Source organism: Pantoea sp. E956-1 (assembly GCF_982223955.1).
Genome location: NZ_CEUYZP010000002.1, coordinates 201,011 through 225,050, shown reverse-complemented (window position 1 = coordinate 225,050; position 24,040 = coordinate 201,011). Strand labels below are relative to the sequence as shown.

At 53.0% G+C, this 24,040-nt stretch carries 17 protein-coding genes; 6 read left to right on the top strand and 11 right to left on the bottom strand.

Annotation, left to right across the window (positions count from 1 at the left end):
* Nucleotides 1-177 precede the first annotated feature (177 nt).
* On the top strand, nucleotides 178-1,653 hold the full coding sequence (locus tag AC0T7J_RS08540; protein ID WP_473793472.1) for an MFS transporter: 1,476 nt from the start codon (nucleotides 178-180) through the stop codon (nucleotides 1,651-1,653).
* A gap of 124 nt (nucleotides 1,654-1,777) precedes the next feature.
* Here AC0T7J_RS08540 and idi read toward each other — a convergent pair whose 3' ends face one another.
* From idi to AC0T7J_RS08510, 6 genes are all read right to left on the bottom strand, one after another.
* Nucleotides 1,778-2,320, bottom strand: coding sequence for an isopentenyl-diphosphate Delta-isomerase (gene idi / locus AC0T7J_RS08535; RefSeq protein WP_010669710.1), 543 nt, complete (start codon nucleotides 2,318-2,320; stop codon nucleotides 1,778-1,780).
* A gap of 146 nt (nucleotides 2,321-2,466) precedes the next feature.
* On the bottom strand, nucleotides 2,467-4,362 hold the full coding sequence (locus AC0T7J_RS08530; RefSeq protein WP_473793470.1) for a methyl-accepting chemotaxis protein: 1,896 nt from the start codon (nucleotides 4,360-4,362) through the stop codon (nucleotides 2,467-2,469).
* 191 nt (nucleotides 4,363-4,553) lie between these two features.
* A complete protein-coding gene (locus AC0T7J_RS08525) occupies nucleotides 4,554-5,663 on the bottom strand; it encodes a suppressor of fused domain protein (RefSeq protein ID WP_473793468.1) in 1,110 nt (369 codons plus the stop codon).
* A 330-nt stretch (nucleotides 5,664-5,993) separates the two neighbouring features.
* Nucleotides 5,994-6,221, bottom strand: coding sequence for a hypothetical protein (locus AC0T7J_RS08520; protein ID WP_109653063.1), 228 nt, complete (start codon nucleotides 6,219-6,221; stop codon nucleotides 5,994-5,996).
* A gap of 2 nt (nucleotides 6,222-6,223) precedes the next feature.
* Nucleotides 6,224-6,670: a DUF2778 domain-containing protein gene (locus tag AC0T7J_RS08515; RefSeq protein ID WP_473793466.1), complete on the bottom strand. Its 447-nt coding sequence runs from the start codon at nucleotides 6,668-6,670 to the stop codon at nucleotides 6,224-6,226.
* A 233-nt stretch (nucleotides 6,671-6,903) separates the two neighbouring features.
* Nucleotides 6,904-7,134: an EexN family lipoprotein gene (locus AC0T7J_RS08510; protein WP_163842926.1), complete on the bottom strand. Its 231-nt coding sequence runs from the start codon at nucleotides 7,132-7,134 to the stop codon at nucleotides 6,904-6,906.
* Nucleotides 7,135-7,368: 234 nt separating this feature from the next.
* Here AC0T7J_RS08510 and AC0T7J_RS08505 point away from each other — a divergent pair, with 234 nt between their 5' ends.
* Nucleotides 7,369-8,412 (top strand): DUF4238 domain-containing protein, encoded by a 1,044-nt coding sequence (locus AC0T7J_RS08505; protein WP_473793465.1) that lies wholly within the window; start codon nucleotides 7,369-7,371, stop codon nucleotides 8,410-8,412.
* A gap of 37 nt (nucleotides 8,413-8,449) precedes the next feature.
* Here the strand turns inward: AC0T7J_RS08505 and AC0T7J_RS08500 are convergent, their stop codons facing one another.
* Nucleotides 8,450-9,193 carry a hypothetical protein gene (locus tag AC0T7J_RS08500; protein WP_473793464.1) on the bottom strand — a complete coding sequence of 248 codons (744 nt, stop codon included), beginning with the start codon at nucleotides 9,191-9,193 and terminating at the stop codon, nucleotides 8,450-8,452.
* A 439-nt stretch (nucleotides 9,194-9,632) separates the two neighbouring features.
* Between AC0T7J_RS08500 and AC0T7J_RS08495 the strand changes: the two genes are divergently transcribed.
* Nucleotides 9,633-10,304 carry a hypothetical protein gene (locus tag AC0T7J_RS08495; RefSeq protein WP_473793463.1) on the top strand — a complete coding sequence of 224 codons (672 nt, stop codon included), beginning with the start codon at nucleotides 9,633-9,635 and terminating at the stop codon, nucleotides 10,302-10,304.
* Nucleotides 10,305-10,449: 145 nt separating this feature from the next.
* On the opposite strand, the gene AC0T7J_RS08490 is transcribed toward AC0T7J_RS08495, so the two are convergent.
* The 4 genes from AC0T7J_RS08490 to bglX form a co-directional block, all read right to left on the bottom strand.
* On the bottom strand, nucleotides 10,450-12,177 hold the full coding sequence (locus AC0T7J_RS08490) for a UvrD-helicase domain-containing protein (RefSeq protein ID WP_473793461.1): 1,728 nt from the start codon (nucleotides 12,175-12,177) through the stop codon (nucleotides 10,450-10,452).
* Nucleotides 12,174-14,045, bottom strand: coding sequence for an ATP-dependent nuclease (locus AC0T7J_RS08485; protein WP_473793459.1), 1,872 nt, complete (start codon nucleotides 14,043-14,045; stop codon nucleotides 12,174-12,176). Before AC0T7J_RS08485 ends, AC0T7J_RS08490 begins: the two co-directional genes overlap by 4 nt.
* Nucleotides 14,046-14,412: 367 nt before the next feature.
* Nucleotides 14,413-15,285 (bottom strand): oxygenase MpaB family protein, encoded by an 873-nt coding sequence (locus AC0T7J_RS08480; RefSeq protein ID WP_473793457.1) that lies wholly within the window; start codon nucleotides 15,283-15,285, stop codon nucleotides 14,413-14,415.
* A gap of 96 nt (nucleotides 15,286-15,381) precedes the next feature.
* Nucleotides 15,382-17,679: a beta-glucosidase BglX gene (bglX, locus tag AC0T7J_RS08475; RefSeq protein WP_473793455.1), complete on the bottom strand. Its 2,298-nt coding sequence runs from the start codon at nucleotides 17,677-17,679 to the stop codon at nucleotides 15,382-15,384.
* Nucleotides 17,680-17,834: 155 nt separating this feature from the next.
* Here bglX and dld point away from each other — a divergent pair, with 155 nt between their 5' ends.
* From dld to AC0T7J_RS08460, 3 genes are all read left to right on the top strand, one after another.
* Complete coding sequence (gene dld, locus AC0T7J_RS08470) at nucleotides 17,835-19,538, top strand: D-lactate dehydrogenase (RefSeq protein ID WP_473793453.1); 1,704 nt, start codon at nucleotides 17,835-17,837, stop codon at nucleotides 19,536-19,538.
* Nucleotides 19,539-19,826: 288 nt separating this feature from the next.
* Nucleotides 19,827-21,224, top strand: a complete 1,398-nt coding sequence (chiP, locus tag AC0T7J_RS08465; protein WP_473793451.1) for a chitoporin ChiP — start codon at nucleotides 19,827-19,829, stop codon at nucleotides 21,222-21,224.
* A 48-nt stretch (nucleotides 21,225-21,272) separates the two neighbouring features.
* Nucleotides 21,273-23,924: a beta-N-acetylhexosaminidase gene (locus tag AC0T7J_RS08460; RefSeq protein ID WP_473793449.1), complete on the top strand. Its 2,652-nt coding sequence runs from the start codon at nucleotides 21,273-21,275 to the stop codon at nucleotides 23,922-23,924.
* The last annotated feature ends 116 nt before the right edge of the window (nucleotides 23,925-24,040 follow it).

The following is a 24,040-nucleotide window of genomic DNA, read 5'->3' as shown; positions in this document are numbered from 1 at the left end:
GGAATTATCTGCCTTAAAAGCGTAGCCTGGCGTAGCGGCGATGCAGCTGACTTTATCGCAAATTGATAACGATTTGAGATTATAAATTCATCTCATATAACCGAAATGAATTTACGTCTGGGCGTCTAAACGGCTATTCTCGGAAATCTGTTTTTATAATAAAAGACGCACAACATCATGTCCGACCTGACCTCTTCCGCCCATGTGGCAACAGCAGGGAGTTCGCCCGGTGGCGAAACACAGTGGATCCGCAGCGCAGCTGACGTCTCCCGATTAGTGAACAGTGGCGACAGCGCCCGTAATAATGCCCGTATTGTGGTGGCGATTGCGCTGGGGGGCGTCTTCCTTGACGCCTACGACCTGGGTGCGCTGGCCTTTGGCATCAAAGACATTACGCGCGAATTTAATCTCACCCCGACCGGCACCGGCATGGTCGCCTCGGCAATCACCTTCGGGGCCATTATCGGCGCACTGATCGGCGGCTATCTCACGGATAAAATTGGCCGTTATCGGGTGTTTATGGCCGATATGTTCTTTTTCGTGGTGGCGGCTATCGCCTGTGCGTTTGCCCCCAATGAGTATGTGCTGGCCGGCGCGCGTTTTGTGATGGGCCTGGGGGTCGGAATCGATCTGCCGGTGGCGATGGCGTTTCTGGCGGAGTTTTCCCGGCTGCGTGGCAAGGGGAATAAAGCGGCCAGCGTGGCGATGTGGTGCCCAACCTGGTATGCGGCGATCAGCATCTCTTATCTGCTGGTGCTGCTGCTCTATGCCGTGTTACCCGAAAGCCACACCGACTGGCTCTGGCGGCTAATCCTTGGTTTTGGTGCCGTTCCGGCGATTATCATCATCGCCATCCGTAGCCGTTACATGAGCGAATCCCCGGTTTGGGCGGCGAATCAGGGCAACCTGAAAGGTGCCGCGGCGATTTTACGCAGTGCGTGGAATATTAATGCCCAGGTGGCGCCCGACGCCGCGCTGACGCCTGCCACACCGGTGCGCAAGGCGAGCTGGCGTAACTATGGTGCGCTGTTACAGGGTGTTTATCGCCGCCGTACATTGCTGGCGACCATCACTTCCATTGCCTCATCCTTTGCTTATAACGCGGTGGCGTTTGGCTTGCCGGTGATCATCTCCAGCTTCTTTGCCCAGTCAATGCTTACCACCATTCTGGTGTCGCTGGCGCTGAATCTGCTGTTCGCCTTTGTCGGCGGGATACTGGCGGTGCGACTGGTGCCGCGCCTCGGGGCGTGGAAGATGTCGGTGGCGGGTTATGCCTGTCAGTGCGTGGCGCTGCTCGGGCTGGCGCTGATTGGTCGTCCGGAAGGCGGTCAGGAAGCCGCGCTGGCGATCGGCATGCTGGCGCTGTTCCTGTTTGGACAGGGATTCGGGCCTGGCTCCCATACCATGACGTTTGCGTCGCTGAGCTATCCGACGTCGCTGCGCGGCGTGGGTGTCGGCTTTAACCAGACGCTGATGCGCGGCAGTTCTACCGTTTCGCTGTTTCTGTTTCCGGTGCTGGTCGCGGCGCTGGGCACCGGCGTGTTCTGGGTGATCTTCCTGGCACCACTGGCGGGCCTGCTGGCGCTGCTGGCGATCCGCTGGGAACCGTCGGGTTATGATGTGGATGCGGAAGATTTCGAGCTGCAGCGATAATCAACGGCCAGGGCGTGGATAGCGCGCCGGCTCAGGGAGCAAACGGGCTCATAACCCTGGCGCATTGTTTACCCCGGCCCGGCTTCGCCGGCCAGCATTGAAACCGCACCTTAGTGCGGTTTTTTTATGCCGTAACTGCCGGGAAAGGAAACTGCTCCAGATAGTCCGGGATGCGCGGGAAGGTATGCAAAAACCACGGTGTGAACTGCTGTGGCTGCTGCTGCATCTGCTGCTCAATCAGCGCCATCGGGCGATAATCCCAGGCATCCGCTTCCTGCGGATTCAGCTGCGGCAGGCTGTCGCAGACGGCAAAGAAGACGTGACCATACTCATGTTCAGTCAGGCCATTGCTCAGCTTCAGGTTGTAGCTCAGCTCAAACACCGGCGTCAGCGTCACTACCATCCCCATCTCTTCACGCAGACGGCGCTCGGCGGCGTCGCGGGTTGATTCATGGGGATAAGGATGACCACAGCAGGTATTACTCCACAAGCCACCACAATGATATTTATCGCTGGCACGCCGCTGTAGCAACAGCTCCTGCCGGGAATTGAAGACGTAGACCGTCACCGCGCGGTGCAGTAATCCTTTTTCATGCACTTCCAGCTTTTCCATCTTGCCGGTGGGACGATCGAGGTGGTCAACGAGGATAACTTCAATAGCAGACATGGCGTTTCCTTGAGATTATTCCCAACTATTCTGGCACAGAATGAGCGGTTTGGGCGGATCATCGAGGATTTTTTACCCGGGTCAGGCGGAGATAAGCGGATGACGCAGAGAGGAAATCAGGCCAGCAAGGCTGGCCTGGAGAGGGATTACAGTCGGAAGCTCTGAACCACCCGCTCAAGCTGGGTGCTCTGCGATTCCATCGCCTGCGCGGCAGCAGAGACCTGCTCCACCAGCACGGCGTTCTGCTGCGTGGTGCCATCCAGTTGGGTAATCGCAACGTTTACCTGTTCGATGCCCAGGCTCTGTTCGCGGCTGGCTGACATGATTTCGCTCATCAGCGTTGTCACACTGCTCACGCCCTTCATCAGCTCATCCATGGTCTGACCCGCCTGCTCGACCAGCGCGCTGCCGGTATCGATGTTCGCCACCGACTCTTCGATTAACTTTTTAATCTCACGCGCCGAATTGGCTGAACGCTGCGCCAGGTTGCGCACCTCCGATGCCACCACCGCAAAACCGCGACCCTGTTCACCCGCCCGTGCGGCTTCTACTGCGGCGTTCAGCGCCAGGATATTGGTCTGGAATGCGATGCTGTCGATCACGCTGATGATATCGACCACTTTACGGGATGAGTGATGAATCTCGCCCATGGTGGTGACCACCTGACGGACCACTTCGGTGCCACGTGCGGCCACCTGCGAGGCATCCCCCGCCAGCTGGTTAGCGTGGGTGGCGTTGTCGGCGTTCTGACGCACGGTGCCGGTCAGTTGCTCCATCGACGCGGCCGTTTCCACAATCGAGCTGGCCTGATCTTCGGTACGGGAGGAGAGATTGGCGTTGCCGCTGGCAATTTCCCGCGACGCGGCGGTGATCGCCAGCGCGCTGTCGCCCACCTGCTGGAGCAGCCCCTGCAGATAGCTGATGAACTGGTTAAAGCTCTGCGCGACGGCGTTGAACTCCGGGCTGTTGCTGGCTGGCAGACGCTGAGTCAGATCGGCACCACCAGTCGACAACGCTTCGATATTGCTGTTCAGCACGTTAAGACGTTTCATCATGGCGCGGACAAAGCCCAGCGACACCAGCAGCAGGATTATCGCCAGAGGGATCTGCACCAGGCCCAGACGGGTCAGCATGTTGTGCGACTGCGCTTTCAGCAGGCTGGTTGGCAGGCTGCTGGCGAGATACCACGGGCTGCCGGGGATGGCCTGCACGAACAGCGTCTGCTCGCCTTCACTGCTGTCATAGGTGGTTTCCAGCGGCTGATTGCCAACACCGTTAAGCAGCGTTTTCAGCGGTACTGCCATCGGCATCTGCACGTCAGCCAGGTTTTCGAGCTTCGGTGCAGCATTCACCAGCGCGCCATTGCCCACGACTTTACCATCGGCTTCAACGATCAGGACGTTGCCCTGAATGGTTTCACCCATCTGCTTCGCCAGCTGGTTAAAGAACCCCAGCGTCACGTCGATAGTGGCGACACCCCAGGCCGTGCCATTTTTGTAGATGGCCATAGCACAGTTGGTACGCGGCTGCGGGCTGGCGGCATCCTGATAGGCTTTTGCCCAGGCACACTGGCCTTTTGGCGCGGCCATGCCATCTTTGTACCAGGGTTGCTCCCAGTATTTGTCAGCCGCGTCGGAGTTCCAGTAGGTGTTCACCTGCAGTTCATTGCTGGCATTACGGGCAAAGAAGCTGCTGTCCTTCTCTTTGGCCGGGTCACGACGATTTGGCAGTGGCCAGATCCCGCCACCAAACACATTGCTGTCCTGATACTGGTTAACCAGCGTCGGTAACAGGGTGTCGATGGTGGCGCTGTCCATGACGGATGCGGCTTCGGTAATGGCGCGCTGCTGGGCCTGAACGCGGTTCATCTGTTCAACGATACCGGAAGCCAGTGAATCCACCTGATAGCGAACCAGACGGCTTTCGCTATCGACCAGCTGTGGCGCGACAAACTGATTAATAACCCAAACTGTAACGAGTAAAAGCGCAACAAAGAACGCGATCATTGTTGCGGTGAAGCGGGATTGTGTTGTTTTAAACATCTTTGTTCCCCTGAACCTGGTGCGGCGCGATTGCCTGATCGGGTTTAACGGCACGGCAAACAGGAACTTGAGATGGGCAAGATCACATATTTGAGAAATGTTTGATTTATGTAAAAATTTAATTTCAGACAGGAACTATCACGTCCCCGGCGGGCGCCGGGGAATGGGCGAACAGCCGCATTATTGCTGGCCTACTCTTCTGAACTGACGACCTGCTGGCGCGGACGGAAGATGTGATTATTGCCATCCGCCGTTAACAATTCCCGTAACTTCTGACCGCCATGTTCATCCGCCTGCGCGAACTGCCGCTCCGCTTCCGTAATCGGCGTAGTCCAGAGCAGTGTCGGGCGATCGCCGTCGCGTTTTGGCAGCGAGAACTGCACCTGTTCGGTTGCCAGCTCATTGGCGAGCAGGAAGCTTTCAAAGCCGACGGGTGCCACTTCCGACGCCAGCGTATGGCCCTCGCCCAGCCAGGTCAGACGCGCCCACGGCAGATGCACGAACTCCGCCAGCGCGCTGGCCATCTGCACCGCGTTGCCTTCGGTCATGACCTCACCGTCAACCGCCATACCGAGTTCAATGCGGCGATACTGCGGTGCCAGCTCATCAAACAGATAATCGACCTGCGGCATTGGCCGGATGCTCATGCCGATGGTCAGGAAATACCAGACGCCCTGATGCCAGTGCTGGGAGATCGCCATCGGCGGCCAACTGCCCTGATCGATAGCGTAATATTTCACTGACTCGCCAAAGCGCGCCTGATAGCAGGCCATCAGATCGTTCTGCACCTTATCCCACTCGCTGCCGTCGTGCCATTCGCGCCAGAACTGACGCTGATGCTCCGCACGGGCGTAGTAGTCATTGGTTGATGCCGACCCCAGCGGTGCCGTCAGCCGGTTCTTTTTGATGCAGCCCGCAGAGAAGCTCACCTGCTTCTCCTGATAGAGGCTCCAGCCAGGGATCACCGCCAGCAGCTGGCCGTAGTACCACAGCGCCGCGCCATCATCACTCGGCTCCCATAGCACCTGCAGACCCGCCGGATCCAGCGCGGGTTCGGCTTCCAGATTACGGCAATACTCGGCGCTGAGCAGCGGCGCTATGCCCTGCTCCATCGCCTCGCTATCTTCCTGCGCTGGTGCCGGCAGCAGGTTTCGTAGCCAGCAGCCGCGCACCGCATACTGACTGCGGAACAGGTCGGTTGGCCAGATGTAAAAATAGGCAGTGCGCTCATCCTGTTCGACAATGGCGGTCAGGGTGCGCTGCTGATTGTGGACTTCAGCAATCAGGGATTTGTACGTCATAATGCCTCGACAAAGCCTGGAGGAATCCATTTTCCCCGAGAATAGAGCAGGATCCTGGCTGCGGCTATCTGAGACAAGGGTAATAGTCTCAAAGTGTGGGAGTTGGAGGGGTGGTGAGGAGTACAGCAGGCGCAATTGGCGGGAGCAGAGGCCCATCCGGCAGCATACTCATACCATCACGGTCTGATAATGCTCTTACAGTAACGGGTGGATGCAGCGAAGGAGCGCGATGCACTGCCCAATAAAGTTAACCGGATACGGTGTTGACTGTAGCGTTCACTATGGTTATCAGACTGACTTTTCTAATCAATGGTACACATATCGTCCTGTTTAATGCTTTTTGAAAAAACCTTTCAGCAACCATAAAAGCGCAACAGACATAATGATAGAAATAAGGATATTGGCTGAGAGTACAAAGTCGATGGTTGCCTCATCGCCATTAATATTGAAAAAACCTGCGATGGCATAAAAGAATGTTACCGGCACTATGACAGCAATAGCTTTTGAAATAGCAATCGCACAAAAAACAAACAGAAAAATAGTTATAATAAAGCGCATCGTTAGTATACCTTTACCGTTCCATAGGCTTTGAGCTGGCTGCCCGGGATGTTAAGCGTTGGGCCAGATTTAAGGAACATGTCGCGCATGTAATTGAACTGAAGAGCATGTTGAAGTGTGATGCAGCCTTCACTCAGCCCTAATGGCCCAATAGGGTGCAGACGGAAATTGCCCCGCCTGATGCCTTGTACAAACGTGTAGTCATCAATTTTTCCATCGTCACGAAATAGTCCAAACCATGTTGAGCGATCCGTACCGTATATGTCTTTCAACAACCGTTCTCTAAACGGTCCCAATCTTCCGCCTGAAGGTCGTTCTACAATAAAGTAACGGCCACGAACTATTGGGCCTATATCGGGTACGTTTGTTTTTTCTGGATTATTGCGGCCTTCTTTTTGACCAGAAAAAGCAGGAAATGTACCAATACCAGGGCAGCTCAGGCTGGTCATTTCACGCTGGTCATTTCACGCCGATTGAGAAGTAAATAGCAGCTATATGACATGAGAACTCCATTCCTTATGTGCGAATATAGTAGATCCACTTGATTCTAAAAATTAACTATTGCCTTTTGGTAGTGCAATGTCAATTGTGCCCGGCATCTGCATTTGAGTGGCTGACTGAAGGGACGTTACCTGTTCCCGCAGGAGGGCAAAAAAACCGCCAGGCGGCGGCTCGCCTGAATTTACCAACTTTTATCAGGACTCTTTGTAAAAGAGCCGCCGTGGACAGTGGCATCAATGGCATTACGGCAGTCTTCGGTACCGCGTGGATCAGAGGCTTTCGTGCATTCCTCATATTTAGCTTTGCGCTCCGCGTCATGCGCTTTATACCAATCAATACTCTTCGCGCCAGCATCGCAACCGGTAAGCAGCGTGGTGGCCAGCAAAACCAGTGAAAGCAGTCCTGCTTTCATCAGATCTCCCTTTAGAGAATTAATTGCGACCGCAGTTATAGAGCAGTAGTGCGCCCGAACGAATGAAGCAGGGACTGTAAAAAACAATGGCCGCTATGAGCGAAAGGCGGACATTGCTAACAGCGTTCTGTGAGAATTAGTAGGAAGAAGTTTAGTATAATGCTGTTTTTACACAGCGGCCCGTCCGGACTAAAACCTGTCGCTTTTCGCTCAACCAGAAAAAGGAACCTGTACATGGCAGAGCTATCGAGCATGCAAACTGACGTTGTACGGCAGCACACCGTTCCCCGCTTTCTGTTGGAGCACTTTGGATCATCGGGAAAAAAGAAAAAACACAGGAAGCAGCTGTTCGCTTTCGATAAAGAGAGCGGGCGAGTTTTTGCAACCAACGTCAACGATGCCACCGTCCGGAACACCTTCTACAACGTTGATAATCATCCGGAACATCTCAGCCTCGAACCAATGCTGTGTCAGTATGAAGGGCGCGCCGCATCGGTTATCACCAAAATCCTGCAGAAAAAAAGCCTCAGTATTCTCAGTAAGGTAGAGAGGCTTGACTTGGCGATGTTTACCGCTATTCAGCAGATGCGCACACACAACCAGTATGAGCAGATCAAGCATATCTCGCATTCATTCAAGAAAAAACTTCTGGATATGGGACTATTTGATCAATGGGTCGATGAATTCTCGCTGTCACCTGATACTGAGCTAGGAGATGTTCTTCAGATAATTGCAGGGGACGCGTCAGAAGCAAAAGGGATGTTTCTGGAAATGCTCAGCGAACAACATACTGAAGCTAATGTGTTTATGCAGAAAGATTGGCACTTGCTCGAAACCTCTCTTGACGCCCCCTTTTACATTTCAGATAACCCTGTGTCCCTGTTCAACGGAATATCCCATCCCGGACGTGGCAATCTTGGACTTGCTCTTGAGGGCATTGAAATTTACCTGCCGCTATCCTCCACGATTACGCTGGCGATGCTCTGCCCGTCTCTTGGAGAAAAAGTCAGGCAAGAGCGTGCCTTTATACAGCACTGTATTGCCAATAACATCAGAATTAACGGACACAATCTTTTTGACGAGCTTGAGCGCGTGAATGAGCTTCTGGAAGGGGATGTGATCCGTGCGGATGCTGCCCGGGTTGAGCACCTCAACTGGTTACAGACAGGGCGGGCAGAGCAGTATATATACTGTCAAACAGATAATTTCGATCTTGTACGTGAGATCCTCATTGAGAGTCCAGTGCTGAAAACCGGGCCTAGGATGACAGTATCATGACTACACGGTCCGGGGCGGGGATGAGCGATGCTGAAATTCACGTTTCCTGCTCCCTCCGCATCTGCATTTGGTAATTGCGTACCGCAGTATTCAACTCATCAACATAGCGGCCAAATTCACCGACGGCATACATCAGAAATCGATCATCCATAAGTACTTTATTAAATAAGGTGATTGAAATACCAGCGTTCTCAGCCATAGCGCGAGGAATACCTCGCAGGATTCGTTTCTCAGATTCGGTTTTTTTTGTTGGCTCACAGGAAAGTGTTTGATAGTTGTCTGCAACACCATCGTTATGAGCCATGATATTTCGGATCACTGCTAAATGATCGACATCCTTTATACTTTCACCGCCAAAATTGCGTTTAAGACGCTTGTGGCAATCTTCAATCGTCTTGTGCGTTTTATCTGTAGCCTCGCATGAAAGTTCGTCCATAAGTTTGAGGCAATCAACCATACGGTGTTCGAACAGGCCAAAAATGGTAAGAAATGTGGAGCGGCGTGTAAGCTGTGCAATCAGATGCTTATATGTAGATCTAACTTCGTCTTGATCATAGCCAACGCATGAGCCGCATGAATAGTAGGTGCGTTGAAACGTTGTAATTTGCCCATCTTCATGTTGCCGTTCGTCTGAAAATCCCCCCGACTCAACGGCCCCCGGCTCATCAGCATCAATTAGAGTACGGGATATATTCGCTTCAGCCTGCTCCGCAAGCATCTTCATAACAGGTATCGAAGAAATCGCTCCCCATAAACTTAAGCTAAAAAAAATTTTTGCCATGTCCTGAAATCCTTAGGTATAACCCGTCTAGCTCGGATTTTAGCGCTAACCTGAACTGGCCCAGGTATTTTTAAACAATTTATTTTAAAAATGACAGCTTTGGGCACGTATCGGCCAGTGAGATTGTTCGCAGGCAAGGGCAGCCATGAGCGAATTGCGGACATTGGACTTTCCAAACTTACAAAGTAATCTAATTTTTAGGGTTATCGCGGGATAAATGGACAGAATTGGCAGATTTTACAGGAGTTATACATCAAGGAATAATTTCCATGTCCCGCAGGCTATACCGCGCTTTGAGTCGGTTTTGAAATTCAGTTGTACTCTCGACCTTCTGTAAGTTCTTCCGCCTCCAAGACCAAATTGAGACCTTAATTTATCTTGATAAACACCGCTAATTAGTTTGAAAATGGTGCAATTTCTCCACACAGGGTTTACCCAAATGGCTATGTCACCTCCTCCTATTTTTGAAGGCGACGACTATTACAGCGTCTCTGAAGAATTTTTCAGCAAACTACCAGCTGATCTAAGAGCGCCTTTTGAAAAAATAATGAAGATAGGGGCGGAGATTATTAGCGGTTGCGATAAAGAGATTGAAAGTCTGATTAGACTTATAAAGGTAATACCTACTACAACAAGCCTTAGTTACATTTATCGTCGGCTTCGTACGACCAAGTTTGAAATCACTACTGAATCGATGCTGGAACAGGAGATGTTAACAACCGCTTTTGTGGTCTGCTATGCACGCTTGTTCGCCAAAAGCAATGGCACTTACGTTCTCCAGCGGAATGATCTCCCTGTCCACCTACGGGCTGTTCATGATGATCTGTATAAAATTCGTAACGAACGTTATGCCCATAACGGAGGTCATAAATCGATTGATAGTTTAGTAGGGTTTGCGTTCAGCGGCACACAATTTTATGTACAGCCGCAAATGAGTTTAGGGCTTCATATAGGTGGAAGAAACGAGTGGGAAGACCTAATCAAATTCATCGACGCTTCAATTCACGAACGGCTTTATAAAATACTTGCACGTTTGAAGGAGCAAACGGGCTATGAGTGGATATTTCCAGACGGCCCGACACCAAGTTGGGTGGGCGATTACGGCGATTGAATAAGTCGTGCGAATTGATCACCATCATTGAACTTCAAAGCCCTCAGTCCATAGGCGCGCTTTTAAAACTCTTTTACGGAACACCGAAACCGGGCCATCAGCCCGGGCAAGAGCGCCAGAGCTAAATTTTTCTCTTCAATTTAGTTCAGACAGGATCAATGACGGCAAGTTTGGTCCATTCCTGAAAACCAGCTTTAATGAGATCTTCTTTTAATTCTTTAAGGCATGATTTTGGTACAGCCAGCCAGAATAAGTTCTTGGCCCGAGTTATTGCGACATACCCGATACGTCCTTCTTCATCACCTGTACCTGAAAGCAGTGCTTTGATATTGGATTTCTTAGCCACATACATAACCGCACCGATAGACTCCCCTTTAACCTGATGAACCGTCTCGACTCTTAGCCCGTGTCCTTGAGCCGAAACTGAACTGGTCAGTGTCTGATCTGGTAATAATTTCTTAGTAAGTTTAGTTCCTACATTGCCAGCAACTTTATATCCGCAGTGCTTTTCAATCTCTGCGAGAAGCATTTTAACATTCGTTAATAGCTTGGAGTGCCAGTCGGTCTTAGCCACAAGCGCAGACGAAGGGAGTCCCAAATCAGCGTTGCGACTGAAACACCATAGTAATCGCTTTATTCCCTTCATCTCAGGATCATGTAATACCCCCTGAAGTCTAGAACTGAGGCTATGGGGTATATCCTCCAATAAGCTGAGAATAGCCCGGCAGACCAAATTAAAGCATCCATGATAGTCACCATGCAGATCCCTTAACAACGATGCTTCTGCTAACACCTTGACCATACCTTGTCCTGGAGGGGTAGTCCTACCCGCAATTACTGCGGCTCTGTCTGCTCCCCGACAGAGGAGCACAGCATCCTGATGTTGCATGCCTAACTCATCAATATGGGCCTTGAATGCATCAATTAATTTGGGAAGTTCCAAATCCTTGTATCCGATAAAATAAGCTCCACCTTGTTCTCCCTGGCGGTATGGTTCGTCTTGGCGGCCACTAATAATGTTGGCGATATTTATGATTGGAAGCAGGGAACGATAATTGCGAGTAAGCTTGTAGCCGGTAACTTCTGCACGATCCTCATAGCTATTCAGGAACTCACCGTCAGCACCAGCGAAGCCATAAATCCCCTGATTAACATCCCCGATAAGCGTAACCTGAACCTCTGCAGTAATGAGTTGCTTTAAGATTTCCTTATGCAGTGTTCCCAAATCCTGAGACTCATCGACAAGTATGTGCGGGTAGCGGGTTGCCAGCGCCCTCAATACCGCAGGTTGAGAATCTAGGGTCCTATACACCCAGTATCGACCAATATCATGAGTGTAAGCTCCTAAACGTCCAAGGTCATGAATAATCCTTAAAACCTTAGCTTTATCAAGAATTTCAATGTCATTTCTTACATCGGAATAAAAGACAAAGTCCCCATTCAATATGCTTATTTTTATGTCTTTTAATGGCAAAGGGGGGTGACCTTCACGCCAATATTTAAACCTAGCAAGAAAAGGTTCAGAACCTGACACTAAGTATGCAGCCTGAGGTGCGGCCATAGTCCTGTAAGCATGGGGACGTAAAATATGTTTGGTAAAAAACCCGTCAAGTGTATCGACTTCCACCCTTCGACGATTAGCATCGTCTGGTAGGCCAGCAGCGAGCTCCGCATATCCTGCATTGAAGGTATTGACAGCAACATTGGAGAAAGACAACAGCACAACGCGGCCGCGACTGTTTTGCATTTTCTGTCGAATGGCAATCAGGCGCCGAATGGCTGTAGCTGTCTTCCCGCTTCCTGCGCACGCAGTGACAGCAATTGGCCCTAACGGTGCTTCTATGATATCTATCTGTTCCTTTGATAGTTTCAAGGCTTGACCACTCCATGACAGACATGCTGAATAGCTTTTTTGAGGTACTCAGGGACTTCAAAATCATTTTCTTTCGAAATCTGTTCTGCTAATGCCTGGGCGAATCGACCTTTCTGAATATTGCCGTTGCCTTTTCGCTCAAACATTCCGCAGAACAACGCTTTGGTTTTTGCGGTATTGTCTGGCTGTGCATCAACTATATTACGCAGAGCTTTAGAGATTTTTGGATGCGGGTCGGCTAATGCAGTAAGCATTGGGTCGCGGTTCGCCTCAATGAGTGCCAGATCATATTCAAGGGTCTTCAATCCATGAAAAACTTTTACGAAATTATCCTCCAGACTCTTCATCTTGATGGTATTTGCCGATAACCGCACCTGATCTCCCAACGCTGGGTACACCTCTTTCCTTTTAACTTTTTTCTTTTTCTCAGCATTGCCAGCAGGCTCTTCATCATCAAGAGCATCTGTTTCTTCCTGGTAGGCAGCCTCAGAAAGTAAGTCATCAATTTCCTCTTCAGCCTGTTCACCCTCTACCACGGCTTTAACTTCTTCTTCAAATGGATCTGCATCGGTTACTACAGCGACGGGAATTCGCAGCCCCTGCTCTCCAAAAAGCGGGAGGAAGGAGTCAAAATTAAGTCCCTCAACGCTAATGAGACTGACCCCATATCCCTTGAGATCAAAGTTTATCTTCTTAGCAAGCGCGTCAATCAACATGAGTTCTGCTGCGCCTTCAACAAAAATCACCCGTCGTGCAAAAAATAGTTCAGCCCTTGTTACGTCCAGATACCGCTCTAACTTTTCACGTTTTCCCTTTTCAAATTTTATATCACGTGGAAAAAAGGTCTCAACGCCAGCTTCGTTTTCGATCAAGCATACAAGAGAGTCCAGCTTTGAATTACTGGCAAAATTTGGGGAATGGCTGGTGACAAATAGTTGTACAGGCTTTTCGCCTTCACTCGTTGGAATTCCTGCAAGGTATTGCAGCAATACGCGCTGCAATTGGGGATGCAAATGCGCTTCAGGTTCCTCAATAATCAAACTCCTGAAAGCAGAATCAGTATTTTTAGCCAATTCACTAAGTACTACCGCCATGAAGATCAGATTATTGAAGCCCAATCCATTCTTATCAATCTCCATGGCTTCAGCCGTCAGGGTCAGTCGGGAAGAGAGGCGCTGAAAATCAGTCACGCTGAGCCCGACGGCAAGCTCCTGCGCTAGCTGAGCACCCATCATGATATCATGTCTGGTTGATATCGCTTTATGGGCACTCTGAAGGGATTTGTCTTGTTTAAGTGTTTCGTCAAGTTGCTTTAAAGCCGTATTTATTGCGTCACGACCTGCATCATCGGTGAGCAAATGAAGTAATCGAGCCAGCTGGCTGTTACGGTTAGGACGAAGACCTTGCGCGGCATCGCGGAGAGGCTGGAGATAGACCCCCCGAAGGTTCTCCATCATATCTGAGGTAAGCGAAACTTCTGGGTGATCACCGCACCAACGCCGGACTTTGAATCGTCCCGTCTTATCCATATCGGTATACTGGACATGGATATGCGCCTCCATGGTCTTGTCCCCATTTGGCTTGAGGGCAGTAATAAAGTCCGCTTCATCTTCAAGGCTAAGATCTCGGAAGACAAAATGGAAACTTATATCACCAGTTGGATCACCCTCATGCGGACGGTGTCTATCAGAACCATCGAGGCGAGGATAATTCTCATCATGACCTGCAAGAAGCGTTCGGAGTGCATCGATTGCTGCACTTTTCCCTACGTTGTTTGGGCCTACCAGAACATTTAAACCGGGTTGAAATTTCAGCGTGGCTTCACGCAGTTTGCGAAAATTCTCTATAGTGAGCTCTGCAAGATACATAAGGATCCCTGTCCTATATTGCTATTCTGAATAAATTACGCGAAGCGTGAAATTATACCAGCTTGAATTACGAGCATATTTGAAGCCAAATTATAATATTTGAGTTGATGCCAACTTATAACCACAGGCATTAGTGAATAAGCACGTATCTATTGACCTGCGTCCAATTTTTTGACAGGAAATTTCTATAGAAACGTCCGCTTCTGGCACAAAGCGGACGTTGGTATCTACTTCAATCAGCCTATTGTACCTAACTCCGACAAATTGGCTGCCTTAACAAAGCACGTATCCAGGTGCAGATATCAACTACTCCAGTTGCGTAATCCTTTATGGGCTACAGTAATCCACCCTTTTACCAGTGAACCCCTCACCCCACCCTGCCCATCCGCACCATCGCCCGATACCAGGCTCCGCGCTGAATCGACCACCTTAACCCCACCGCAATCGCATTGATCTTCCGGTCAATGATCGCCTGTTGAAAGCGGCCGATCTCAGTACCGGACATTGCCTGCGCCCAGGCTGGCATCAGCCCGAACCCCGACTTCAGCATGATTTTCATCACCGGTTTTGCCTGCCAGCTGGGTGCAGGGGCATTCATCAGCAATCGCGTTACTTCGGCAGTGCGCTGATCAAAGCGCAGCTCTGAACGCATCTGTTGCAGGTAATCCGCGACGTCGACGACGCTTTTAGGGACCTTCTCAGCCCCCAGCGCTTCGGCAATCTGTGCCGCTTCCTGATAGTACTGATCCTGTTCGGCGCGGCTTAGGTGTGGATTTTTGTAGCGCAGATGGGCGGCCAGAAAACGGCTGGTCTCCGCCACATGCACCCAGGTCAGCAGATGCGGATCGCTGGCGGCATAGGATTTGCCTTCGCTGTCGACGCCGCTGACTTTCAGGTGAATGCGTTTCACCCGGTCGATCAGCGTCTGTGCATCCTGCGAATTACCGTAGGTGGTCACCGCAATAAACTGACTGGTGCGCCGCAGGCGGCCCATCATATCTTCGCGGAAATTAGAGTGATCCCAGACGCCCGCCAGTGCCGCCGGATGCAGCATCTGCAACAGCAGCGCGCTGATCCCGCCGCACATCATGGAGGTGAAATCACCGTGGACGCGCCAGATCACGCTGTCCGGGCCAAACAGGCCGGGATCGCCAGGCGGTTGAGAGAGGTCAAATTCATTCATCGACAGGCCGTTAAGGCGGAATACCTGCTGCTGAATGCGGTCACGCAGATTAATCATAGCGGCTCTGATAGTGGATATGACGCGGCGCGCCGTAGCAGGACGCTAACGACGCGCCGCATCACCTTCCCCTGATGTCAGGGGAAAGGCTGACGGTTATAAATAGTTGAACTGCCCATCCTCGGTACGAACGGAATCGAGTCCAATCATCACGTTGAATTTGCCGGGCTCTGCAACATGCTGCATCTGCTGGTTCCAGAACTTCAGTGCATCCACGTCGATTCTAAAGGTCACGGTTTGCGACTCGCCCGCTTTCAGCATGATGCGCTTAAAGCCACGCAGCTCCTGCACCGGACGGCTGATGGAAGCGACCGGATCGTTGAGGTACATCTGCACCACCGTCGCGCCATCGCGTTTACCACTATTGGTCACGGTCACGCTGGCTTCGATGCTGCCGTTACGCGGCATGGTCGGTGAGGACATTTTTATCGGCGACACGGTGAAAGTGGTATAGCTCAGGCCGTAACCAAACGGATAGAGCGGGCCATTAGCCGCATCGTAGTAGTGCGACGTGTATTTGTTCGGCTTCGCAAAGTTGTAAGGGCGGCCGGTTGGCAGATGGTTGTAGTAGATCGGAATCTGACCCACTGAACGCGGGAAGGAAACCGGCAGTTTGCCCGACGGGTTGTAATCGCCGAACAGCACATCGGCGATGGCGTTGCCGCCTTCAGTGCCGCTGAACCAGGTTTCCAGCATCGCATCGGCCATCCGATTTTCATTCACCACTGACAGCGGGCGTCCGTTCATCAGCACAATCACCAGCGGCTTACCGGTGGCTTTCAGTGCCGCTAACAGCTTCTGCTGGCTCGGCGGGATCACCAGGTCGCTGCGGCTGGAAGCTTCGTGCGCCATACCCTGCGCTTCGCCCACGGCGGCAACCACCACATCGGCCTGCTTCGCTTTGGCGACCGCGTCATCAATCAACTGCTGCGGTGAACGCGTATCCACGGAAACCGCCTGCTCATAGAGGTTCAGGAAGTCCTGAATCCCTTTGTTGTCGGTGACGTTGGCACCCTTCTCATAGAGCAGCGTAGCCTTGCCTTCGGTGGCATTGCGCATGCCCTGCAGCAGCGAAACAGATTGCTTCGCCACGCCAGCGGCGGACCAGCTGCCCATAATGTCGCGCTGACTGTCTGCCAGCGGACCAATCAGGGCAATAGTGCCCGATTTTTTCAGCGGCAGCGTTTCCAGACGGTTTTTCAGCAATACGATACTTTTACGCGCGACGTCGCGCGCTTCAGCCCGGTGCAGACGGCTTTCCGCATTGGTGTCCTGCGGATCGCTCTCTTTCGGACCTAAATGGCTGTAGGGATCGTTAAACAGGCCCATGTCATATTTGACGTTGAGCACATGGCGCGCCGCATCATCAATCTCCGCCATGGTGACGGCGCCGCTCTTCACCAGAGCGGGCAGATACTTGCTGTAATATTCGTCGCTCATGCTCATATCGACGCCCGACTTCAGGGCGATGCGAACCGCTTCCTGCGGATCGCTGGCAACGCCATGTTTGATCAGCTCTTTGATTGCGCCGTGGTCGCTGATGGTGATGCCTTTGAACTTCCACTTATCGCGCAGCAGATCTTTCAGCAACCAGCTGTCCGCCGTAGCGGGCACGCCATTGATCGAGTTCAGCGCCACCATCACGCCGCCGCTACCCGCATCCAGTGAAGCTTTGTATGGCGGCAGATAGTCCTGGAACATGCGCTGCGGGCTCATGTCCACGGTGTTGTAATCGCGTCCGCCTTCAACTGCGCCGTAGAGCGCGAAATGCTTCACGCTGGTCATCACGCTGTAGCGATCGGCAGCACTTTTGCCCTGCATCGACTGCACCATGCTGCGACCCATTTCGCTGGTGAGATACGTATCCTCACCGAAACCTTCGGAGCCACGGCCCCAGCGCGGTTCACGGCTGACATCCACCATCGGCGCCCAGGTCATGTTCAGGCCATCGTCGGCCGCTTCATAGGCAGAGACGCGCCCCACCTCTTTCACCGCATCCAGATCCCAGCTTGACGCCAGGGCTAAAGGAATCGGGAAAATGGTGCGCTGACCATGAATAACGTCGTAGGCGAAAAACAGCGGGATCTTCAGGCGGCTGAGCTGCATCGCCTGATCCTGCATCGCGCGAATATCCTGACGGGTTACGGTATTAAAAATCGCGCCAACCTGACTCTTCTGAATCATGTCGCGAATCACTTCTTTCGGATTATCAGGTCCGACGCTGATTAAACGCAGCTGGCCGATCTTCTCGTCCAGCGTCATTTTTTTAAGCAGTTGATTAACGAAGGCATCCCGCGCCTGCTCGGTCATCGGGTGGTTACCTGGCACTGTCTCAGCCAATGCCGGTTGCATCGCGAGGGAGACAGCGAGACTAACAGAGTAAATCCATTTCATCAGGTTGGGTTCTCTTAAGTAACTGCGCAATATCGAATTAACAGGCGGCAGTGTGCCACAAGATGAGAATAGCAGGTAGCTGCCGCTGTCACACTGCGTTGAGGTGAGTTGACGTGCTACAGTTAGGACGCACTGATAAGACAAGGGAATTGCTCATGATACAAACCTCTGCCCTGCTTTCTGACCTGCGCCGCCTGGTCGGCCCCACCCATCTGCTGACTGAACCTGAACAGACCGCGCGCTATCGCAAAGGCTTTCGCTCCGGCGAAGGCGAGGCGCTGGCGGTGGCGTTTCCCGGTACGCTGCTGGAGCTCTGGCGGGTACTGCAAACGCTGGTCAATGCCGATGTCATTATCCTGATGCAGGCGGCGAATACCGGCCTGACCGAGGGCTCGACGCCGCACGGCGACGATTATGATCGTCCGCTGGTGATTGTCAGCACCCTGCGGCTGGATAAGCTTCAGCTGATCGACGAAGGCCAGCAGGTGCTGGCGTTCCCCGGCAGCACACTCTACCAGCTGGAAAAAGCGCTGAAGCCGCTGGGGCGTGAACCCCACTCGGTGATTGGCTCCTCCTGTATTGGTGCCTCGGTGCTGGGCGGCATCTGTAATAACTCCGGCGGATCGCTGATCAAGCGCGGACCGGCCTACAGTGAAATGGCGCTGTTTGCCCAGATTGATGCACAGGGAAAACTGAAGCTGGTGAACCATCTCGGTATCGATCTTGGGACGTCACCGGAAGAGATTCTGGGGCGGCTGGATGACGACCGCTGGCAGCCTAAAGATGTGCAGCACGATGGCCGCCACGCCTCCGATCATGAATATGCCGACCGGGTTCGTGAAGTGGATGCGGATACGCCCGCCCGCTACAACGCCGATGCGCGTCGCCTGTTTGAAGCCTCCGGTTGTGCCGGGAAGCTGGCGGTCTTCGCGGTGCGACTCGATACCTTCGCCAGCGAACCGCAGCAGCAGGTGTTTTACATCGGCACCAACGAGCCCGACGTTCTCAGCGATATCCGCCGTCACATGCTGGCGCATTTCACCCATCTGCCGGTGGCGGGCGAATATATGCACCGCGACATCTATGACATTGCGGAAGTCTACGGCAAAGATACCTTCCTGATGATCGACAAACTGGGCACCGACAAGATGCCGCTGTTTTTCACGCTCAAGGGGCGGGTTGATGCCTGGCTGAGCAAACTCTCCTTCGTTAAACCGCACTTCAGCGATCGCCTGTTGCAGCGCCTGAGTAAACTGTTTCCGGCGCATCTGCCGAAACGCATGAAGCAGTATCGCGACAAATATGAACACCATCTGATGCTGAAGATGTCTGGCGACGGCGTGGCGGAAGCGCGTAACTATCTGCGCGACTACTTCCGTGAAGGCGGTGGCGAATTCTTCGAATGCGAAGGCAAAGAAGGTGCGCACGCCTTTCTGCATCGCTTTGCAGCGGCGGGTGCGGCGGTGCGCTACCACGCAGTACATGCTGATGAGGTCGAGGACATTCTGGCGCTGGATATCGCCCTGCGTCGCAACGATGCGGACTGGTTCGAAACCCTGCCCGAGGAGATCCGCGCCTCGCTGAGCCATCGTCTCTACTATGGTCACTTCTTCTGTCATGTGTTTCATCAGGATTACATCGTCAGAAAAGGCGTCGATGTGCATGCACTCAAAGCGCAGATGCTGGAGATTCTTCAGGCGCGGGGCGCTGAATATCCCGCTGAACATAATGTCGGTCATCTCTATCAGGCCAAACCGCAGCTGGCGGCGTTCTATCGCCAGCTCGATCCCACCAACAGCTTCAATCCTGGGATTGGCAAAACCAGCAAGCAAAAAGGATGGGCGGTGAAGCAGGTTTAATCGCCTTATCGTTCAGCCTGCTTATCAGAGCAGGCTGAACGTCACACAACGAGGAAGCCCGCTCGCCCCGCGACTTGCCTTTGCAACAGTCCTGCCAATAACTCACATCTTTATCAGAAAATTAATTCCCCTTCCCATATTGCACCTGCTTTATTTTATCTCATCGGGTTATGCGCAATAGTTCACAAAAAACCCTGCCACCAATTGATATTTCGCGTCGCGAAAAATAGATTGTCGCCATAAAAAATTCATAGCAAGCATCTTAATTTCATTCAGGGAAGAATGGTCATGCGAAAAATTAATTACGCGTTAACGTTAATTGAAATAGCCAGCGCAATAATAGCGTCAACAGCAATAAGTTCTTCACCGGCTTACGCCAGCGGATTTATTGAGGGCTCATCGCTGAAAGGTAATCTTTTTTACTGGCAGCGTCAGCGAGATCGCAGAGACACCGATCCCGCCAGTGAATATCAGGGGCAGTATCGGGCTAATTTACATCATGCCTCGCTCAACAGTAATCTCGACTATCAGTCAGGCTATGCCGGAGAGTGGATTGGTCTGGACCTCGCCATTTTTGGTGCTGCTGAGCTTTCTAATAGCGGCCCTGCCGCACCCAATGAAATTGGCTTCAGTAAGGCGCGTACCCGCTGGGATGAAAAGTGGAATGGCGACAGCGGTGGTGCTTCTGTTTATAAAGCCGCACTGAAAGTAAAATATAACGATTACTGGTTGCGCGCCGGTTATATTCAGCCAGCCGGCCAGACAATTATTGCGCCACACTGGAGTTTCTTACCCGGAACCTATCGCGGCGTCGAAATTGGTGCGCTGTATGATTTCCAGCAGGCCGGTGCATTATCACTCTCATGGATGTGGAGCGACAAATATAAAGCGCCCTGGTATCGTGATTTATATAATTTTCGCCAGGCTGATGGCAAAACATCTGTCAGCTACCTGCATTCGTTCGGCATGAAATATGACTTCAGGAATAACCTGGTGCTTGAGGGCGCATTTGGCCAGGCGGCGGATTATATGGATCAATATTTTGCCAAAGCCTCGTGGTCAGCCACGCCCGGCGGCAATGCACTCTACACCAGCTATCAGTTTTACGGGGCGCACGACAAAGTAGCGGGCGGTGCCGCTAATCCCCGTGATGTCTATGAAGGCCTGGCCTGGTTACAGGCAATCACGGTCGGTTACACCGTCGGCCCGGTTGATCTGCGCCTGGAAGGCAGCTGGGTCAAAGCAGAGGGGAATCAGGGCTTCTTCCTGCAGCGCATGACGCCAGGCTACGCCAGCTCCAATGGACGACTGGATATCTGGTGGGATGCCCGCTCCGACTGGAACGCTAATGGCGAAAAAGCGATCTTTGCCGGGGCGATGCTCGACTTAACGCCGTGGCAACTGGCGGGATGGAAAGTGGGCGCATCGTACGTCTGGGGCTGGGATGCCAGACCCGCCACGCTGCCCACCGTTGACCAGAGCCAGCGGCTGAAAGAGTCTGCCTGGAACCTTGATCTGATCTATCAAATCCAGCATGGCCGCGCCAAGGATACCCAGTTTAAACTGCATTACACCCGCTACGACAATCACAGCAATCTGCCCAGTTACAGCGGCGGTTACGGCAACATTTTTCAGGACGAGAAGGACATCAAATTTATGGTTATCGTGCCGTTTACCCTGTTCTGACGCCCTGCAGACTCCCGGATATCTCTTCAGCAGCAAGGATGAATCAATATGTTTAAGTTAAGCCTTATCGCGCTCACTCTGCTGGGCGCTGCAGCCACAGGTCACGCCAGCTCGTCAGCGCAGCAGGTAGTGAATCAGATCAGCCAGTTTGGCGTCACTTATCAGGTGAACGATAATCAGGCCGCTCTGCATGGCATCGACTGCGCCGCGCTGGGTGCCGACTTTGCCGCCTGCAATCGCGCCACCATCACCCTGACCAATAACGGCCCTGCCCTGACCGACAAACACTGGGCAATCTACATGAGCAACGTCCACCAGACGCTGCGGGTCGATAACGAACAGTTTAAAATGACCCACCTGGTCGGTGACTTAACCCGGCTGGAGCCGACAGAGAAATTTACCGGCATTGGCGCGGGCGAAGCGGTGCAGATTCCGATCGTTAACGAATACTGGCAACTGTTTGTCACGGATGTGATGCCGCGCTGGTATGTGACGTCCGGGCTGGCCACCCCCAAAATTATTGCCAGCACCGATCATGAAGATCCCAGCCAGTTTGTGTTGCCGCTGGGTGATCACTGGCGGCGCAGTGCCGATGACCGGAATATCCTGATGCAACCCGCCAGCCGGTTTGATAAAAACAGCGATGTTGCCACCCTGCCCGCTTCCGCGCTGCGGGGTCAAATCACACCCACGCCGCTTGAAGTGAAACTCCGTCCGCAGGATGCCGATCTCAGCCGTGGCGTCAGTCTGTCTCTGACCGGGCTGACCCGTGAAACCGGTGAGGCGGTAAAGCAGCGTCTGACCCTGCTCGGCCTGAAAGAAGCGCCTGATGGATTTGCCATCACGACGCAGATCAAACCGGATCACTTCAGCGGCAAACAGGCTAAACCGGGCGCATACGATCTGGATATCACTCCCCGCCGCGCCATCGTGGTGGGCTACGATGCTGCCGGTGCGTTCTACGGTCTGATGTCGATTCTCTCGCTGGTTCCAGGTGAAGGCGCGCCGCGTATCGCCACGCTGACAGCCCATGATGCGCCCCGCTTTGCCTATCGTGGTGCCTTTCTTGACGTTGCCCGCAACTTTCACAGTAAACAGGCGGTCATGCGGCTGCTTGATCAGATGGCGGCCTGGAAGATGAACCGCTTCCACTTTCACCTCAGTGACGATGAGGGCTGGCGGATTGAGATTCCCGGCTTACCGGAACTGACTAAAATAGGGGCTAAACGCTGCCATGACCTGAGCGAACAGCGTTGTCTGCTGCCGCAGCTCGGTTCCGGTCCGTTCAGCGATAACAACGGCAGCGGCTACTTCAGTCGTGCCGACTACATCGAGATTGTGAAATATGCGCAGGCCCGTCACATTCAGGTGATCCCGGAAATTGATATGCCCGCCCATGCCCGTGCGGCCGTCATCGCCATGGAAGCGCGCTATCAGCGGCTGATGAAGCAGGGACAACCTGAACAGGCCAGTGCGTATCGCCTGATCGATCCCACCGACGACTCCAATACCACCTCGGTGCAGCTCTATGACCGCACCAGCTATCTCAATCCCTGCATTGCGGGTGCGCAGCGGTTTGTCGATAAAGTGATCGGTGAAGTTGTGGCGATGCACCGGGAAGCGGGGCAGCCGCTCGGTGTCTGGCATTTTGGCGGTGACGAAGCGAAGAATATCCGGCTGGGGGCTGGCTACTCGGATAAACGCGACCCTAAACCGGGCACCGGTCTGCGCGACTGGAGTAAAGAAGATCTGCCGTGGGCGAAATCACAGGTTTGTCAGGCGCTGGTGAAGAGCGGCAAAGTGGACGATCTGGCGCACCTGCCGAGCTACTTTGCCCTGACCGTCAGTGACATCGTTAACCGGCACGGCATTAGCAAAATGCAGGCCTGGCAGGATGGTTTAAAACATGCCAAAGATGCGGCAGCCTTTGCCACACCGCGCGTCGCGGTCAACTTCTGGGACACCCTCTACTGGGGCGGTTTTGACACAGCCAGTGACTGGTCACAAAAAGGCTACGACGTGGTGATCTCCAGCCCCGACTATCTCTATCTGGATTTTCCGTATGAAGTTAACCCGCTGGAACGCGGCTATTACTGGGGCACGCGCTTCAACGACGAACGCAAAATCTTTGGCTTCGCGCCGGACAACCTGCCGCAGAATGCTGAAACCTCGGTGGATCGCGACGGCAACTTTTTCAGCGCCAAATCAAAGAAGCCCTGGAGCGGTGCTTACGGCATTTCGGCCCAGCTGTGGAGCGAAACGGTGCGCACTGACGCTCAAATGGAGCACATGATCTATCCTCGCCTGTTTGCGGTAGCGGAACGAAGCTGGCACCGCGCCAGCTGGGAGCAGGATTACAAGGCGGGTCAGGAGTATACAGGGGGCAAAACCCATCTGGTCGATCAGCAGGCGCGCCTGTATGACTGGCAGCGATTTTCCAATCTGCTGGGACAGCGGGAACTGGCGAAGCTGGATAAGGCGGGCATCGATTATCGCCTGCCGGTGCCGGGAGCCAGAATCGTTGATGGCGTCCTGTCGATGAATGTGGCCTTACCGGGCGTGACGCTGGAGTACAGCCTGGACAAGGGCACAAACTGGCAGCGCTACGATGCCACCAGACCGCCGCAGGTCAGCGGTGCGGTGGCAATTCGCTCGGTGAGCCGCGACGGGCAGCACACCAGCCGCGTTGAATCCCTGTAGAAAGCGAAGTGTGAACGGGCTGAAAAGCCAGCGTTTGAACATAAAAAAGGCCGACAGAAGTCGGCCCTTTGATTGCTGCCAATCCTGAAGCAAGGTGAATCTGGCAGCAATGAAGA